At 69.4% G+C, this 16328-nt stretch carries 16 protein-coding genes; 4 read left to right on the top strand and 12 right to left on the bottom strand.

The window, feature by feature from the left end; translation table 11 throughout:
* A complete protein-coding gene (locus NC7_RS20565; RefSeq protein WP_067985573.1) occupies window positions 1-819 on the top strand; it encodes a PhzF family phenazine biosynthesis protein in 819 nt (272 codons plus the stop codon).
* A gap of 67 nt (window positions 820-886) precedes the next feature.
* On the opposite strand, the gene NC7_RS20560 is transcribed toward NC7_RS20565, so the two are convergent.
* The 3 genes from NC7_RS20560 to lspA form a co-directional block, all read right to left on the bottom strand.
* Complete coding sequence (locus tag NC7_RS20560; RefSeq protein WP_236573688.1) at window positions 887-1660, bottom strand: hypothetical protein; 774 nt, start codon at window positions 1658-1660, stop codon at window positions 887-889.
* Entirely contained in the window at window positions 1653-2579 is a 927-nt protein-coding gene (locus NC7_RS20555) for an RluA family pseudouridine synthase (protein ID WP_067985571.1), read from the bottom strand. The genes NC7_RS20560 and NC7_RS20555 overlap by 8 nt, the downstream gene beginning before the upstream one ends.
* 73 nt (window positions 2580-2652) lie before the next feature.
* Window positions 2653-3258 carry a signal peptidase II gene (lspA, locus tag NC7_RS20550; protein WP_067985569.1) on the bottom strand — a complete coding sequence of 202 codons (606 nt, stop codon included), beginning with the start codon at window positions 3256-3258 and terminating at the stop codon, window positions 2653-2655.
* A gap of 92 nt (window positions 3259-3350) precedes the next feature.
* Between lspA and NC7_RS20545 the strand changes: the two genes are divergently transcribed.
* On the top strand, window positions 3351-4298 hold the full coding sequence (locus NC7_RS20545) for a hypothetical protein (RefSeq protein ID WP_236573687.1): 948 nt from the start codon (window positions 3351-3353) through the stop codon (window positions 4296-4298).
* Window positions 4295-5002: a hypothetical protein gene (locus NC7_RS20540; protein WP_067985568.1), complete on the top strand. Its 708-nt coding sequence runs from the start codon at window positions 4295-4297 to the stop codon at window positions 5000-5002. The genes NC7_RS20545 and NC7_RS20540 overlap by 4 nt, the downstream gene beginning before the upstream one ends.
* Window positions 5003-5068: 66 nt before the next feature.
* Here NC7_RS20540 and NC7_RS20535 read toward each other — a convergent pair whose 3' ends face one another.
* Entirely contained in the window at window positions 5069-5917 is an 849-nt protein-coding gene (locus NC7_RS20535) for a TIGR03619 family F420-dependent LLM class oxidoreductase (RefSeq protein WP_067985566.1), read from the bottom strand.
* 114 nt (window positions 5918-6031) lie between these two features.
* Here NC7_RS20535 and NC7_RS20530 point away from each other — a divergent pair, with 114 nt between their 5' ends.
* Window positions 6032-6499 carry a VOC family protein gene (locus NC7_RS20530; RefSeq protein ID WP_067985564.1) on the top strand — a complete coding sequence of 156 codons (468 nt, stop codon included), beginning with the start codon at window positions 6032-6034 and terminating at the stop codon, window positions 6497-6499.
* A gap of 158 nt (window positions 6500-6657) precedes the next feature.
* Here the strand turns inward: NC7_RS20530 and NC7_RS20525 are convergent, their stop codons facing one another.
* The 8 genes from NC7_RS20525 to NC7_RS20490 form a co-directional block, all read right to left on the bottom strand.
* Window positions 6658-7278: an LON peptidase substrate-binding domain-containing protein gene (locus NC7_RS20525; RefSeq protein ID WP_067985848.1), complete on the bottom strand. Its 621-nt coding sequence runs from the start codon at window positions 7276-7278 to the stop codon at window positions 6658-6660.
* An 83-nt stretch (window positions 7279-7361) separates the two neighbouring features.
* Window positions 7362-9290, bottom strand: a complete 1929-nt coding sequence (gene acs / locus NC7_RS20520; protein ID WP_067985562.1) for an acetate--CoA ligase — start codon at window positions 9288-9290, stop codon at window positions 7362-7364.
* Between the two features lie 74 nt (window positions 9291-9364).
* A complete protein-coding gene (locus NC7_RS20515) occupies window positions 9365-10999 on the bottom strand; it encodes a monocarboxylic acid transporter (protein WP_067985560.1) in 1635 nt (544 codons plus the stop codon).
* On the bottom strand, window positions 10996-11352 hold the full coding sequence (locus tag NC7_RS20510) for a DUF485 domain-containing protein (RefSeq protein ID WP_067985559.1): 357 nt from the start codon (window positions 11350-11352) through the stop codon (window positions 10996-10998). Before NC7_RS20510 ends, NC7_RS20515 begins: the two co-directional genes overlap by 4 nt.
* 136 nt (window positions 11353-11488) lie before the next feature.
* Window positions 11489-13234 carry a sodium/solute symporter gene (locus NC7_RS20505; protein WP_067985558.1) on the bottom strand — a complete coding sequence of 582 codons (1746 nt, stop codon included), beginning with the start codon at window positions 13232-13234 and terminating at the stop codon, window positions 11489-11491.
* A gap of 290 nt (window positions 13235-13524) precedes the next feature.
* Window positions 13525-13890, bottom strand: a complete 366-nt coding sequence (locus NC7_RS20500) for a hypothetical protein (RefSeq protein WP_067985557.1) — start codon at window positions 13888-13890, stop codon at window positions 13525-13527.
* Window positions 13887-14681, bottom strand: a complete 795-nt coding sequence (locus tag NC7_RS20495) for a LytR/AlgR family response regulator transcription factor (protein ID WP_067985555.1) — start codon at window positions 14679-14681, stop codon at window positions 13887-13889. The genes NC7_RS20500 and NC7_RS20495 overlap by 4 nt, the downstream gene beginning before the upstream one ends.
* Before the next feature lie 344 nt (window positions 14682-15025).
* Window positions 15026-16204, bottom strand: coding sequence for a sensor histidine kinase (locus tag NC7_RS20490; RefSeq protein ID WP_067985553.1), 1179 nt, complete (start codon window positions 16202-16204; stop codon window positions 15026-15028).
* Between the last annotated feature and the right edge of the window lie 124 nt (window positions 16205-16328).

Raw genomic sequence — 16328 nt, 5'->3', positions numbered from 1 at the left:
ATGGAGGTATTGCTGCACCAGATCGACGCTTTCGTCGACGCGCCGTTCTCGGGCAACCCGGCCGCGGTCATGCCGTTGCCCACCTGGCTGCCGGACGGGCTGTTGCAACAGCTCGCCGAGGAGAACAACCTCGCCGAAACCGCCTTCTACACCTCCGAGTTACCCACGGACGCGGGCGGCCCGCCCGGCGAGTGGCCCGCCTTCCACCTGCGCTGGTTCACCCCGGCGGTCGAGGTGGACATGTGTGGGCACGCCACCCTCGCCTCGGCCGCGCAGATCATCACCGACATCCACCCCGAGCACGACCGCGTCAGCTTCTACACCCGCTCCGGCTGGCTGCACGTCGACCGCACCGACGACGACGAATACGTCCTGAACCTGCCCGCACTCGCCTCGGTCCGGCTCGACCCCGATCCCGCCCTGGTCGCCGCGCTCGGCGTCACCCCGGTGCGCGCCTACACCGGCCAGGACGAGATCGTCGTGGTCGCCGACGAAGACGAAGTACGTTCGGCGGCACCCGATTTCGGTGCCTTCCCGCAGCTGCCACGCGGCGCGGTCCTCACCGCTCCCGGCCGTTCGAGCGATTTCGTCTCCCGCTTCTTCGGCCCCGGCGTCGGCGTTCCGGAAGACCCGGTCACCGGCTCGGCCCACGCACAGCTGGTTCCCCTGTGGGCCCGGGAACTCGGACGCCCCACCCTCACCGCCCGCCAGCTGTCCCGCCGTGGCGGCACCTTGCGCGGCGAACTGGTCGACAACCGCGTCCTGCTCCTCGGCCGCTGCCGCCGCTACCTCGACGGAGTCGTGACGCTGCCGGACTGAGGCCGAGCAGAGCCGTGTTCGATCGATGGCCCTGGGCGCTGGTGTCGAGTAGGCCCACCGTGTGCGCCTACTCGGCGGGAACGGGACCGTCGTCGGGAGTAGGGGTGATGGCCCCGGCGCTCTCGGGCAGCAGCGGGCTCACCGCGAAGCGCCCGGCGACGGCATCGGCCGGAAGGGCTTGTACCGCACGGATTCCCGGTGCGGCCGCGAGGTCGCGGAGTTGAGAAAGCGTGCCGCGCACGACGATTCCCGCGGTGCAGGCGCAACCGGCGCGCAGCCGCGAGGCGCTCACGCGCACGACCTCGGCGCCGCGCGCGTCCCGCACCTGCTGCGACTCGAGCAGGCCCGCCGCCGCGTCCGCCGACCGCAGCGTCGGCTCGTCGCCCGCCGGGACGGCGACCGTGACGACCGGGGTCTGCACCCGATCGATCGGCACGTGCTGGATCACCCCGGAGATACGCAGGCCGTCGGCGGCGGCCGGAAGCTGCTGTGGCGTCCGGTATTCGGCGAACGACACCAGCGCCCAGCGTGGGTCGGCGTCGGTGCCGTCGAGTGAGGCGCGCGCGTCGGCCAGGTAATCGGCGACCTGTTCGCCCTGGGCGGGACCGAGCCGGTCGGTCGCCACCGGACCGGTCGGGTGTGGGCGGGTGAACGCCACGATCAGCAATACGGCGACCACCACGGCCGCCAGCCCGAGCACCACCGCCGAGCGGCGGGACAGGCCGGTCGAGTCGTCGATGCTCGCCATCTCCTCGGGCGGAACGGTCGGTGCGACGAGATCCCCGCGGTCGTCCGGCGCCGTGGTCGACGCCGGTTCGGACGACCGCGGGTCGTCAGGCACGGCGTAAGACGTCCAGGGCGCCCGCCAAGTCGGCGGGGTACTCACTGGTGATCTCGAGCCAGCGCCCGTCGGCGGGATGATGGAAACCCAGCTGACGTGCGTGCAACCACTGCCGCTCCAACCCGAGCCGCTTGGCCAGCGTCGGATCGGCACCGTAGGTGAGATCGCCCGCGCAGGGGTGGCGGATCGCGGAGAAGTGCACCCGGATCTGATGGGTGCGCCCGGTCTCGAGGTGCACGTCGAGCAGGCTGGCCGCCTGGAACGCCTCGATGGTGTCGTAGTGGGTGATGCTCGGCCTGCCGTCGCCGGTGACCGCGAACTTCCAGTCGTTGCCGCGCGCACGCCCGATCGGCGCGTCGATGGTGCCGCTGCTCGGATCCGGATGTCCCTGCACGAGAGCATGGTATTGCTTGTCGACCGTGCGTTCCTTGAAGGCGCGCTTGAGCATCGTGTACGCGTGTTCGGATTGGGCGACGACCATCACGCCGGAGGTGCCGACATCGAGGCGGTGCACGATGCCCTGCCGTTCGTGCGCGCCGGAGGTCGAGATGCGATAGCCCATCGCGGCCAGCCCACCGACCACCGTCGGGCCGGTCCAGCCGACACCTGAGTGAGCGGCCACGCCGATGGGCTTGTCCACGGCGACGATGTCGTCATCGGCGTAGAGGATCTTCATCCCCTCCACCGGGGTGGCTTCGACGGTGAGTTCCCGTTTGGGTTCGGGGAAGATCACTTCCAGCCAGGCGCCCGCGGTGAGCCGGTCGGACTTGCCCGCGGCCACACCGTCGAGCTGCACCGACCCTTCCTCGGCGAGCGCGGCCACCGCCGTGCGCGAGAGGCCGAGCAGCCGCGAGAGCCCCGCGTCCACCCGCATCCCGTCGAGCCCGTCGGGCACGGGCATGGTTCGAGTTTCCCTCACGCTGTGTCCTTCCGCGCATGCCCGAGGGGCCCTCCGTGGTTACGCGGGCTGCCGCCTCCGGGCCCTGACTCGGTCATGCGGTGTCCTCCGTGTGTTTGCGACCGCTGCGGGTGCCGTCCGGTTCGAAGCCGAAGATCGTCAGCGCCACCAGCAGAATCGCCCCGCACACGATGGCCGAGTCGGCCACGTTGAACACCGGCCACCAGCCGATCGCGACGAAGTCGACGACATGGCCCTGCAGCGGGCCGGGGGAGCGGAAGATCCGGTCGACCAGGTTGCCCATCGCCCCGCCGAGCACCATGCCGAGCCCGATCGCCCACCACAGCGAACGCAGCGTGCGCCCGATGCGGATCACGCCGACCACGACGGCGGCCGCGATCAACGTCAGCAGCCAGGTCATGCCGGTCGCCATCGAGAACGCCGCGCCCGGATTGCGCACGAGATCGAGGCGCGCGAAGTCGCCGATGATCGGCACCGGGTCGTCGGGGTCGATGTAGGCGACCGCGAGGCACTTGGTCAGCAGGTCGAGGCCGAACAGCACGGCGGCGATGATCAGCAACGTTGTCAACCGGCGGCGACCTGGGGTTTCGGTGTCGGTCACCGCGACGGTTTCCGGTGCGTCGGCGGCGTCGCCGGTCGCGGGGACTGCGGCGTTGTCGGTTGACCGGTCTTCACTCACGTGTCCATCATTCCCTAGTCGTCCTCGGGCCCGTGTCGCGGACCGGCCGGAGTCCCAGCAGTTCCTCAGGAAGCGGTCGTACCCTGATCGCTGTGACGGTGTTGTCTAGTTCTCGCTTACCCCGCATCGCGCGCCCCGGGGTGTTTCTGGTGGCGCTCGTGCTCGGGTTCGCGACCTTCGGTGCTGGATGCGCCGATCGGTCGCCGTCGACCGTCGATTCCGAGGGTCTCGAGCCGCTCGGCATCGGCAAGGAAGTGACCGTGCCGATCACCGCCGCGGTCGCCACCGTCGTCGCGCCGGGCGACGAGCCGCGTGCCCAGCTGCGCCCCGGCTACGGCGTCGGCGTCACCCAGGAGGTGACGCTGCGCACCGACTACCGCATCCAGCAGCAGGTCAACGATCAACCGGTGCGTGATTTCTCACCCGCCGCGCTAACCATCCCGATGACCGCGCGCGCCGACGTCGATGGCGTCGATCTGACGGTCGGCACCGTCACCACCCCCGACCCCGCGCTGAACAAGGCCTTCACCAACGCCGACGGCTCCCAGGCCGGGCTCGCCATGAGCGATCTGGGTGCCATCACCGAACTGCGCATGGCGCCCTCGCCCGAGACCCCCAATTCGGCGCGGGCCGCGCTCGAGCAGGCGTTCTATCAGGCGGTGTACCAGTCGGTCGCGTTCCCCGACGAGCCGGTCGGGGTTGGCGCGGTGTGGACCGTGCACCAGCAGATCACCGGCGGCGTCACTCTCGACCAGGTCACCACCGCGACCCTGGTGAGCCGCGACGGTGACCGGCTCACCATCGACCTACAGGTGAACCAGACCCCCACCGACGATGTGTGGACGCTGCCCAACAACGCGGGCGCCCTCGACATCCAGGGTTACGTGATGCAGGGCGCGGGCACTGTCACCGTCGATCTCGGTCTGCCGCTCCCGGTTTCGGGCACCATCGAGGTGGGCGGTCAGCAGACCTACCACGATCCGCGCAGCGTGAGCACGCTCGTGCAGACCCAGTCGACGCGGATCTCCTGGACCGAATGATGCGATCGGTCCTCGCCCGCCTCGGCGCGGTGGCCTCGGCATGCGCTGCCCTGGCCGCGTGCTCGTCGAATGCCGACGACTGCGGCGCGTCGTGCGCGACGACCTGGCCCGCACCCGCGTCCGCGGCTCCCGGGCCGGGCGCCGTGCGCGATCAGGCGCAGTTGACGGCGGGTCTACTCGCGGCCACCGACCTGCCCGGCGACTTCACGGCCGTCCCGCCGCGCGGCCAGGGCGAGGACACCCCGGTACCCGCCGACGCCCCGACCGACCCCGTCGACTGCGGCCGACTGCTCACCCCGATCGCCCAGCAGTGGCCCGGCTCGGCCGCCTCGGCATCAGTCCAATTCGCGGGCCCGAGCTTCGCCACCATCGACATCGACGCCGCGAGCTATCCCGACAGCGCTCTGGCCGCCGCCTTCGATTCGCTGCAATCCCGCCCGCGCCGCTGCACCGCCTACACCGGTGACGACGCGGGGGTGCGGATCGACTATCGGACCGCCCCGCTGGATCAGCCGCCCGTCGGCGACGCGGGCTCGGCCTTCACGCTGACCGCCACGAGCGAGGGCCTGACCTTGACCTCGGCCACCTCGCTCGTTCAGGCGGGCAACACTCTCGTCCAGGTGGTCGTGACCGCTCCGGAAGAAGTCGACCCCGGCGTGCTGGCCGACCTCACCGCGGCCCAGGTGCGCAAAATGCGCGGTTGAGGCGACCGCTGCCGAGCTCGCGGAGATCCGTGTGATCGGCGCGGTCGGTGCGGACCCGGTCGCGAATCAACCGAGCAGGCCGAGTTTTCCGCCGAGGTGGGCGATGTAGCCGGTCACCTCGGCGGCGTCACGGTCGGGCAGCCCGAAGACCACCTCGGTGACGCCGAGATCGGCCCACCGGGCGAGCTGCTCGGCATCGTGTTTGCCCGCGAGCGCGATCACCCGTGGGTCCCCCTCACGTTCGGCTTCCTTCCAGACCCGCCGCAGCAGTTCGATCTTCGCGCCGAGGTCGTCCTCCGTGGGGGTGGTGATCCAGCCGTCGGCATGTGCGGCGAGCCAGGTGAAGGTCTTCTCGGTGCCGCCCGCGCCCAGCAGCACCGGCACTCCCGCGCGCACCGGCTTCGGCCACGACCAGCTCGGCCCGAACTTCACGAAGTCGCCGTCGAACTCGGCCTCCTCGTTCGACCACAGCGTCCGCATGGCGTCGAGATGTTCGCGCAGCACCGTGCGGCGCTTGTTGGCGGGCACGCCGTGGTGGGCGAGCTCGTCGGTGTTCCAGCCGAAGCCGACACCGAGTTCCACCCGGCCGCCGCTGAGGTGATCGAGCGAGGCGATGGACTTGGCCAGGGTGATCGGGTGATGCTCGGCGGGCAGCGCCACCGCCGTCGACAGCGTGATCCGGCTGGTGACCGCGGCGGCGGTGGCCAGGGCCACCCACGGGTCGAGGGTGCGCAGGTAGCGGTCGTCGGGCAGGGAGGAGTCGCCGGTCTGCGGGTGCGCCGCGGCCCGGACCACCGGGATGTGGGTGTGCTCGGGCACGTAGAAGGCATCGAATCCCGCCTGCTCGGCGGCCGAGGCCGCGTCGGCGGGCGCGATGCCCCGGTCACTGGTGAACAACACGATTCCGTACCGCACGTCCGGCCCTCCTGATCGGCAAAACTGAAACAAGTTCTACCAGGGTTCCGGTGTGGGTGACAGAGGAATAGGCTCGACGACATCCGAGCAATACCGTCGACCCGGAGGTATCCGATGTCCGATGTGTCACCCATTCCCGCTGGTTATCCGGCGATCTGTCCCGGCATCGCCTGTGCGGGAGCCGCGGACGCGCTCGCTTTCTACATTTCCGTCCTCGGCGCAACCGAGCGCATGCGCATGCCAGGTTCCGACGGCACGATCGTGCACAGCGAACTGCTGATCGGCGACTCCGTCCTGATGGTCGGCGACCCGGTTCCCGACATCGGCTTCGTCGACCCGAAGGCCATCGGCGGCTCGCCGGTGAACCTGATGGTCTACGTCCCCGACGCCGACGCCGTCTTCGCCGCCGCCCTCGAAGCGGGCGCCTCGGAGATCACCCCGATGGCCGACCAGTTCTACGGCGACCGCACCGGCTCCTTCGAGGATCCGTGGGGTCACCGCTGGACCGTGGCCACCCACGTCGAGGACGTGTCGCCGGAGGAGATGGACCGGCGCATGGCCGAAATGATGAACGCGAGCTGAGCGCACCGCCGGGCTCCGGACCGGAGCCCGGCGCAACCGTTACCCGGAAACGATCGAATCCCCTTCGACCCGGTTTCGTAGGCAATGGGTTGCCCGCGGGCGGTTCGAAACGACGCTCCACGCACCGGCCGGTGTCGCGCACCTGAGTCCGCGCAACGCTATTGGAGCCGGAACTCGACCATGGCTATGGCGTCGTCGAGGGCTGTCGACAGGTGGGTGAGGCGGGTGTGGGGGTCGGGGGCGGTCAGGGCGGTTTGGCGGTCGGTCAGGGAGATGGGGAGGGCGGCGGTGAGGGTGTAGGAGCGGGTGGTCGGGTCGGTGGGGAGCTGGTCGAGGGTGGCCGACGGTGGTGGGTGGCGGATGCCGCTGCGCAGGGCGAGGCGGGTGGTGAGGTCGTGGAGGCGGCTGGCCCGTTCGCGCAGGTCGTCCAGCAGGGCGGTGTCGTCGGCGCCGGGTTCGTCCGGCCAGACCGAGGTTTCGGCGCGGGGATACGGGTCGTCGGGGAGCCATTGCTGAACCCGCAGGCGTTCGGTGCCGAGGCAGCGCAGCCGGAACCGATCCCCGGGCAGTTCGGTCACATCGGTGATCTGGGCGAGCACGCCGACGTCGGTGCGCACGTCCCCACCGCCGACCTCACTGCCACGTTCGATCAGCACCACGCCGAACTCCGGTTCGCGACTGCCGTCGAGACAGTCGCGAACCAGCGCCACATACCTGGGCTCGAAGATCTGCAGGGACAGCGGCTCACCGGGCAGTAGCACGGTGCCCAGGGGGAACATCGGAATCTCCACACCAACAGCATGCCCGTGTCGGTCGTGCTGGCCGTGTTCGGACGCGCCGGGCAGCCGCTGACCGTGGTCTCTCACGACTTGGCGATCGCCTCGAAGACGGCGGGGTCGACGAGGGTGGAGGTGTCGCCGAGTTCGCGTCCTTCGGCTACGTCGCGTAGGAGTCGGCGCATGATTTTGCCGCTGCGGGTTTTGGGGAGTTCGGGGACGAGGTGGATTTCGCGGGGTTTGGCGATGGGGCTGATCTGTTTGGCTACTTCGGTTTTGAGGGTGTCGACGAGGGTGTCGTCGGGTGTGGTGGCGCCGGTGAGGATGACGAAGGCGACGATGCCTTGGCCGGTGGTGGTGTCGGTGGCGCCGACGACGGCGGCTTCGGCGACGCTGGGGTGGCCGACGAGGGCGGATTCGACTTCGGCGGTGGAGATGCGGTGGCCGGAGACGTTCATGACGTCGTCGACGCGGCCGAGGATCCAGAGGTCGCCGTCGGTGTCGAGTTTGGCGCCGTCACCGGCGAAGTACCAGCCTTCGGAAGCGAAACGCTGCCAATAGGTTTCGCGGTAGCGGTCCATGTCGTTCCAGATGCCGCGCAGCATCGAGGGCCACGGCTTGTCCAATACGAGCAGTCCCGACGCGTCGGCGCCCAGCGGTGATCCGTCGTCGTCGACAACCGTCGCCGAAATGCCGGGCAGCGCACGCATGGCCGCGCCGGGCTTGGCATCGGTGACGCCGGGCAGCGGCGAGATCATGATGGCGCCGGTTTCGGTCTGCCACCAGGTGTCCACGATGGGAGTCTTGTTGTCGCCGAATACTTTCCGGTACCAGCGCCACGCCTCGGGATTGATCGGCTCGCCGACCGAACCCAGCAGCCGCAGTGACGACAGGTCATGGGCGTCGGGGATCTCGCGGCCCCACTTCATGAATGTGCGGATCAGCGTGGGCGCCGTGTAATAGATGGTGACGCCGTACTTTTCGATGATATCGAAGTGGCGGTGCTCGTTCGGCGAGTTCGGGGTGCCTTCGTAGACAACCTGGGTGGCACGGTTCGCCAAGGGTCCGTAGACGATGTAGCTGTGTCCGGTGACCCATCCGATGTCGGCGGTGCACCAGTAGACGTCTTGTCCCGCTTTGTGATCGAAAACGTTGTGGTGGGTGTAGGCGGCTTGGGTGAGGTATCCGCCGCTGGTGTGCAAAATCCCCTTCGGCTTCCCGGTGGTCCCGGAGGTGTAGAGGATGAACAGCGGATGCTCGGCGGGAAAAGCCTGCGCCTCGTGCGACGGCGACGCCGTGGAAACCGTTTCGTCCCACCACAGATCGCGAACCTCGGTCCACGGCACGTCCAGCCCGGTCCGCCGCACCACCAGCACATGCTCGACGCTGGTCGGATCGTCACCGAGCGCCTCGTCCACGGCGTCCTTCAGCGGCGCGGGCTTACCCCGCCGCCACTGCCCGTCGGTCGTGACGATCAGTCGCGCCTGCGCGTCGTCGACGCGCTGACGCAACGCGCTCGGCGAGAACCCGGCGAACACCACCGAATGGGTGAGTCCCAAGCGGGCACACGCCAGCATCGCCACGATCGCCTCGGGCACCATCGGCATATAGATGGCCACCCGGTCACCGGCAACGAGCCCGAGGGCACTGAAAGTGTTCGCCGCCCGGCACACTTCGTCGAGCAATTCCTGATAGGTGATCGCCCGCGAATCGCCCGGCTCACCCTCCCACAGAATGGCCACCTGGTCACCGTGCCCGTCCAGGACATGCCGGTCGACGCAGTTGTAGGCCACATTCAGCTCGCCGTCGGCGAACCAGCGCGCCACGGGTGCGTCGGACCAGTCCAGCACCTGGGTGAACGGCGTGTGCCAGTGCAATCGGCGCGCCTGCTCGGCCCAGAAGCCGTCACCATCGGCCTCGGCCCGCTCGTAGAGGTCGGCGGTCGCGTTCGCCCGGGCGGCGAACTCCGCACTCGGTCCGAAACTGGTCGCGGGATTGGTCACTGCGCCGGTCACAACAGTTCTCCTTCGAAACACACAGGGGGACGGCCCGTTCCGGTGGTGCGAACCACCGGAACGGGCGTGGGACATCAGTGCGAGATCGCCTTCTCCGCACCGACACCGGTCAGGGCACGAACTTCCATCTCCGCGGCCTTGCCCGGGTCGACCTTTTCGCCGCGCCCACCGAGGTAGGTGCCGACCACGCCGAGCAGGAACGCCAGCGGAATGGACACGATGCCCGGGTTGGACAGCGGGAACCAATGGAAATCGGTCCCGGTGATCATCGAGGTCTTGGTGCCCGACACGGCGGGCGAGAACACGATGAGCACGATGGTCGAGATCAGGCCGCCGTACATCGACCACAGCGCGCCGGTGGTGTTGAAGCGCTTCCAGAACAGCGAGTAGAGGATGGTCGGCAGGTTCGCCGCCGCCGCCACCGCGAAGGCCAGCGCCACCAGGAACGCGATGTTCTGGCCGTTGGCCAGGATGCCGAGGCCGATCGCGAGCACACCGATCACCACGGCGGTGATCCGCGAGACCCGCACCTGCTTGACCTCGTCGACGTTGCCCTTCTTGATCACGCTGGCGTAGATGTCGTGGGCGAACGACGCCGACGCGGTGATCGTCAGACCCGCGACGACCGCGAGGATGGTCGCGAACGCCACCGCCGAGATCACTCCGAGCAGGATCACCCCGCCCAGTTCGAAGGCCAGCAGCGGCGCCGCCGCGTTCTGTCCGCCCGCCGCGGCCAGGATCTTGTCCGGCCCGACGATGGCCGCCGCACCGTACCCGAGCACCAGGGTGAACAGGTAGAACGCGCCGATCAGACCGATCGCCCACACCACCGAACGCCGAGCCTCTTTCGCGGTCGGCACCGTGTAGAAGCGCATCAGCACGTGTGGCAGACCGGCGGTGCCGAGCACGAGTGCCAGACCCAGCGACAGAAAGTTCAGCTTCGACATCTCGCTGCCGCCGTACTGGGCGCCGGGGGCGAGCACATCGCGGCTCGCCACGGCCTTGTTGGCCGACTCGCTCACCGATTCCTGTGCGGCACCGAGGATGTCGGACAGGTTGAAGCCGAACTTGGCGAACACCATCACCGTCATCAGCGCGGCACCGGCGATCAGCAGGACAGCCTTGATGATCTGCACCCAGGTGGTGCCCTTCATTCCGCCGACGAGCACATACACGATCATCAGCACACCGACGATCGCGATGACCACCGATTGCCCCGCACGCGAGGAGATGTCGAGCAGCAACGCGACCAGACCGCCCGCACCCGCCATCTGCGCGAGCAGGTAGAACAGCGACACGGTGAGCGTGGTCAGCGCGGCCGCGGTGCGAACCGGGCCCTCCTTCAGCCGGAAGCTGAGCACGTCGGCCATCGTGAACTTGCCGGTGTTGCGCAGCATTTCGGCCACCAGCAGCAGCGCTACCAGCCAGGCGACGAGGAACCCGATCGAATACAGGAACCCGTCGTAGCCGTAGACGGCGATGGCACCCGCGATGCCGAGGAAGCTGGCCGCCGACAGGTAGTCACCGGCGATGGCGATCCCGTTCTGCGGTCCCGAGAACCCGCGACCACCGGTGAAATAGTCCGCGGCACTGGCGTTGTTGCGGCTGGCCCGGATCACCACGATCATGGTGACCACCACGAACAGCCCGAAGATAGCGATATTGGCGGCGGGGTTACCCACCGTCGTATCCGCGGCGAGAATGCTCATGCGCGGTCCCCTTCGAGTTCTTCCCGGATGGCCGCGGCCCGCGGATCCAGCTCACGATTGGCGAACCGGACGTACACGCCGGTGATGACGAAGGTGGAGACGAACTGCGCGAGGCCGAGCAGCAGTCCGACGTTGATGTTGCCGAAGACCGGGGTCGCCATGAAGTCGTGCGCGTACGCGCCGAGCACCACATAGGTCAGGTACCACACCAGGAACAGTGCGGTCATCGGGAAGACGAAGCGCCGCAGTCGGTTTCGCAGATCCTGGAACTGCGGGCTCGCCTGCACGGCGAGGAATTCGGCGGCACTCGGCGCGCGCCGGTCGGGCGCTTCTTCGGTGTCGGTTTCGGTCATGCCGGTGGTCCTAGCGTGAGGGGGACGTGCTTGGGGATGACGGTAGGACGACCGGCGTACTGTGGTGTGGGTCACTCGGTGAAGGTGGTCACCCGTGCGGTGAACGGTCGGTGCCGCGCGACGAACGGTCGGGCGGTCAGCGGTCGACGGGGTCGCGATCCGCGCTCATCCCGAGCCGCTCGGGGGCGTGCATGCGCAGGAAGGTGCTCGCCACGACCCGCCCGTCGGGCCGGGCGCCGAGCAGGCTCACCACGACGGTCACCGCGAAGGCCAGTGGCACACTCACCGCCGCCGGATAGTCGACGATCGCCGTCGCCCATCCGTCCGCCACGTCGGTCGGCGCACCGCCGAGCACCGCGAGTACGGTCGCCCCGCCCGCGGTGACACCGCCGACGAGCATGCCGCAGGCCGCCCCCGTCGCGGTGAGCCCACGCCACCAGATGCCGAGCACGAGCAGCGGGCACAGGGTGGACGCGGCCACCGAGAACGCGAGCGCGACCGTGCGCGAGAGGTCGAGCGAGGCGACGGTGAGCGCCAGGGTGAGCGGAACGAGCCCGGCCACCAGCGCCGCCGCCCGGAAGTCCCGGATCCGTCCGCGCAGCACGTCGGTGCTGAGCACCCCGGCCAGGCTCACCAGCAGTCCCGACGACGTGGACAGGAACGCCGCGATCGCCCCGGCCGCCGCCAGCGCGGCGAGCAACTGCCCACCGAGCCCGCCGAGGGCCGCACCGGGCAACAGCACGACCGCCGCGTCGGAGGCGCCGGTGATGAGCAGTTGCGGCACGTACAACCGCGCGAAGACGCCGAGCAGGATCGGGAACAGATAGAACACGCCGACCAGGCCGATCACGGTCAGCGCCGTGCGCCGCGCCGACGAACCGTCCCGGTTGGTGTAGAAGCGGACGAGCACGTGCGGGAGCCCCATGGTGCCGAGGAAGGTCGCGACGATCAGCGAGAACACCTGGTAGCGAGGGTGGTTCCCACCGAAACCGCCGCCGGGTTCGACCCATCCGGTGCCGTCGGACGGCGCGCCCGCCACCACCGGGACCGCCGAACCCGGCGCGAGCAGGAGTTCGGTGCCCTCGGCGAGGGTGTGGTCGCCCGGCGCGAGCGTCACCGGGCCCGCTGTGTCCTGCCCGTCGAGAACGCCGTGCACGGTGACGGGCTGGGAGACATCCAGACGCACGACGACATCGGTGGTGATGTCGACGGTGGTGAGCCGGTCGACCGTGGGAGGGGCCGGGGTGCCGAGCGGTCGTTCGTCGGCGAGGAAGTGCAGGCCGAGGACGATCGCCGGTATCGCGACGGCGGTCAGTTTCAGCCAGTACTGGAACGCCTGAACCAGCGTCACCGACCGCATCCCACCGCCGATCACATTGGCAAGCACGATGCCGCCGACCGCGACCGCGCCCACCCAGGCGGGCACCCCGAGCAGCAGGTGCAGCGTCAGGCCCGCACCCTGGAACTGGGGGATGAGATACACCGCGCACACCACGACGACCACCCCGGCGGCCATCCGCCGCAACCGGATCGAGCCGAGCCGGAACTCGGCGAAGTCGGGGACGGTGTAGGCGCCGGATCGGCGCAGCGGCGCCGCGACGAACATCAGCAACCCCAGGTAGCCCGCCGTGAATCCCACCGGGTACCAGAGCGCGTCGGCGCCGTACTTGGCGATCAGGCCCGCTACGCCGAGAAACGATGCGGCGGAGAGGTATTCACCCGAGATCGCGGCCGCGTTCCAGCGTGAGCCGACCGTGCGGGAGGCAACCAGGAAGTCCGATGTGGTGCGCGACAGGCGGACCCCGTACAAGCCGATACCGATCGTGGCCAGGGCTGCCAGCAGCAGCGCCGCCACGGTGAGCATCGGAATGCCCGACGTCATGGAAGGGTGCCCCCGCTCATCGCCTCGTCTTCCACCGTGGCCGCGTTGCCCGCCGTCCCAGTGTGGCAGTACCGATCCCACGGTGACTCGGACGATCGCCGACCGAGCACGCGTCGGGCGTGAGTGCGGAAATGCGTTGCGCCGCCCGGATTCGGGTGCGGTCGGCGGTGGTTCCCGTCGGTGCCGACGCGCTGGTTCGGTGGTGACGTCGGTGATGGTTTGCCATGTCTGTCCGCCTCGCACGTTGTGCTGCGGTGCGCCTGCGACTCCAGCACTCGAGTACGCATGGGTCAGTCCCCCGCCAGTTCGAGGAAATCGTCCTCGTTGCGTTGGGCCAGCCGGACATACACCCGACCCACCGCGTACAGCAGTGGGAACGCGAGGAGGCCGAGAATCAGCCAGGGCAGGCGGACACCCAGAACGGTCGTCGCGGCGACGGCGTCGATGCCGAACAGCAGTGGAAGCGCACCGAATCCGGCGACCACCACGAAGCCGAGGCGAAGGGCGAGCCCGAGCTGGGCGCGGATCAGCCCGCCGATCAGCGCCGCCCCGAGATCGGTCTGCTCCACCACCTCGGTGCGGGTGCGCACCTGGCGGGCGCCGCGCCGCTGCGCGAGCACCACCCGTTCGCGCTGTGGCCGTTGCGGACCGGTCATCGCTGCGACCAGTTCTGCCGTGGCCCGTGCACGAGCCGCTGCTTGAGTTCGCGCACCTGCCGCCTGCTCACCGGCAACTCCACCGCGCCCGACGACCCCTCGGCACGCAGACAGACCACCGTGCCGGTTCCCGTGGTGCGCAACCCGGTGACCAGCCGCAACGCCACCAGATACGACCGGTGCACGCGCAGGAAACCCGCACCCTCCCACCGTGATTCGAGCGCGGTGAGCGGAATGCGCACCAGATGCGACCCGGTCCTGGTGTGCAGGCGCGCGTAATCGCCGTCGGCCTCGACCCAGGCCACGTCGGCCCGGTGCACCAGCGTGGTCACCCCGCCGAGCTCCACCGGGATCACCTCGCTCGGATGCGTCCGCTCCGGTGGTGCGGCAGGCATCGCCGCCCTGGCCGAGGCGATCCGCCGCACCGCTTCGGCCAGCCGCGCCGCCCGTAACGGCTTGAGCAGGTAATCCACCGCCCCCAGATCGAACGCGGCCACCGCGTGATCGTCGTGCGCGGTCACGAACACCACCGCGGGTGGCTCCGCGAACTCCGACAGGATCCCCGCCAGCTCCATCCCCGTCAGCCCCGGCATATCGATGTCGAGGAACACCGCGTCGACCGGATGCGCCCGCAACACCCGCAACGCCCCCGTGGCGTCCGACGCCCCGTGCACGTCCCCGACCCCCACCTGTTGGTTGAGCAGATACACCAGCTCGTCGAGCGCGGGCTTCTCGTCGTCGACAGCCAGCACCCGCAGAGCAGTCGGCGCATCATCAGTGTTCCAGGTCACAGCCCGACCATCGTAGCGGCTGGATTCAGCCGCCGACCACGTACCGCCGCGCCGCACCGAGACTGGTCTCGACCATCCCCTCGAGGACACCGCCGTTGCGTTCGATCGTCCGGACTCGACCTCGTCCTCCGTTGCCAGCCCGAATCCATCCTCATGGACGCCTGGCCCCCACTCGTCATGGGCATCCAGCCATGCGGCGTGCCACCGCACGTCCGGCGCGATCAACTCGGGCATGGCGCGACACTATCGCGCGAGCGATGCCTGCCGCGGGTTCCGGCTGGCGGCGTCGCCAGCGGTGCGGATCGCGATTGCCACTGCTGAGCCGGTGACTCGGCTGTGAGGAGTCAGGCGCGGATGCCGGGACGGAATTTCGGGACTCGCATGCTGACCTTGGTGCCCGCGCCTGGTGCGGTTTCCACGACGAGGCCGTAGTCGTTGCCGAAGGCGGCGCGGAGGCGGTCGTCGACGTTGGACAGGCCGACGTGGGCGGCTTCGCCGGTGCGGGTGGGGCCGGAGGTGTCGACGGCGTCGAGGGCGCCGGAGCGCAGCAGGTCGGGGTCCATGCCGATGCCGTCGTCCTCGACGCTGATGAGGCAGTCGGTGCCCTCGTCACTGGCGACGATGCTCAACTGCCCACCGTGTCTGCCACCGTCGAGGCCGTGTCGCACGGCGTTCTCGACCAGTGGTTGCAGAGCGAGGAACGGCAGCACGACACCGAGCACCTCCGGGGCGATCCGCAGCCGCACGTCGAGGGCGTCGCCGAATCGCGCCTGCTCCAACGCCAGATACCGTTCGATATTGCGCAATTCGTCGGCGAGTACGGTGAACTCGCCCGCCGCACGGAACGAGTACCGGGTGAAATCGGCGAATTCGAGGATCAGTTCACGCGCCCGGTCGGGATCGGTGCGCACGAACGACGCGATCGTGTTGAGCGCGTTGTAGATGAAATGCGGACTGATCTGCGCGCGCAGCGCCCGCACTTCCGCCCGGTCCACCCGCGCCCGCGACGCATCCAGTTCCGCCAATTCCAGCTGCCCACAGGCATACCGCGCCACCTCGGCCGCCGCGCCGAGCATCCCCGGCCCCGGCTTACCGGTGATGACCATCCCGAGCGCCCCGACCGCCGCGCCCACATCGATCAGCAACGGCTGCGCGATCAACGTGTGCTCGTCCCCGTCCACCAGCACCGGCCGCTCCGCGGCGACAGCCCGCCGCGCGGCATCGGCGAAGGCCTCGAGCATCCCCGTATGCGGCCCGTCCCACGCCAGCAACACCCCCTCGGCATCCGCGACCCCCAACCCCTCCGCCGCCGCCAACGTCCGCAGATGCGGCGCCGCCGCCCGCGCCGACTCCTCGGTCAACCCCCGCCGCAACGGCACCGCCGCCAACGACGCCGTATGCAACGCCTGATGCACCGCCCGCTGCGCCGGAGTCGTCACCACCCCCTGCGTCCGCCGCCAGATCAACAACACGACCGCCGCCATCGCCACCACCACCGCGACAGCGACCACGAAGGTGGTCATGGGTCGATCCGCTCAGCTTGCACGCTCCGATTATGACCGTCACCGCCCGCCGTCGACGTATCCGCGGGGCTGGTCCGACCAGCGGAAAACGGACACCGCCGGGGACGCGCCGGTGACCTTGCCC

The organism is Nocardia caishijiensis NBRC 108228, assembly GCF_001612825.1.
Classification (GTDB): domain Bacteria; phylum Actinomycetota; class Actinomycetes; order Mycobacteriales; family Mycobacteriaceae; genus Nocardia; species Nocardia caishijiensis.
Note: the sequence above shows the minus strand (reverse complement) of the source record. Positions and strands in the feature narration are given on the sequence as shown.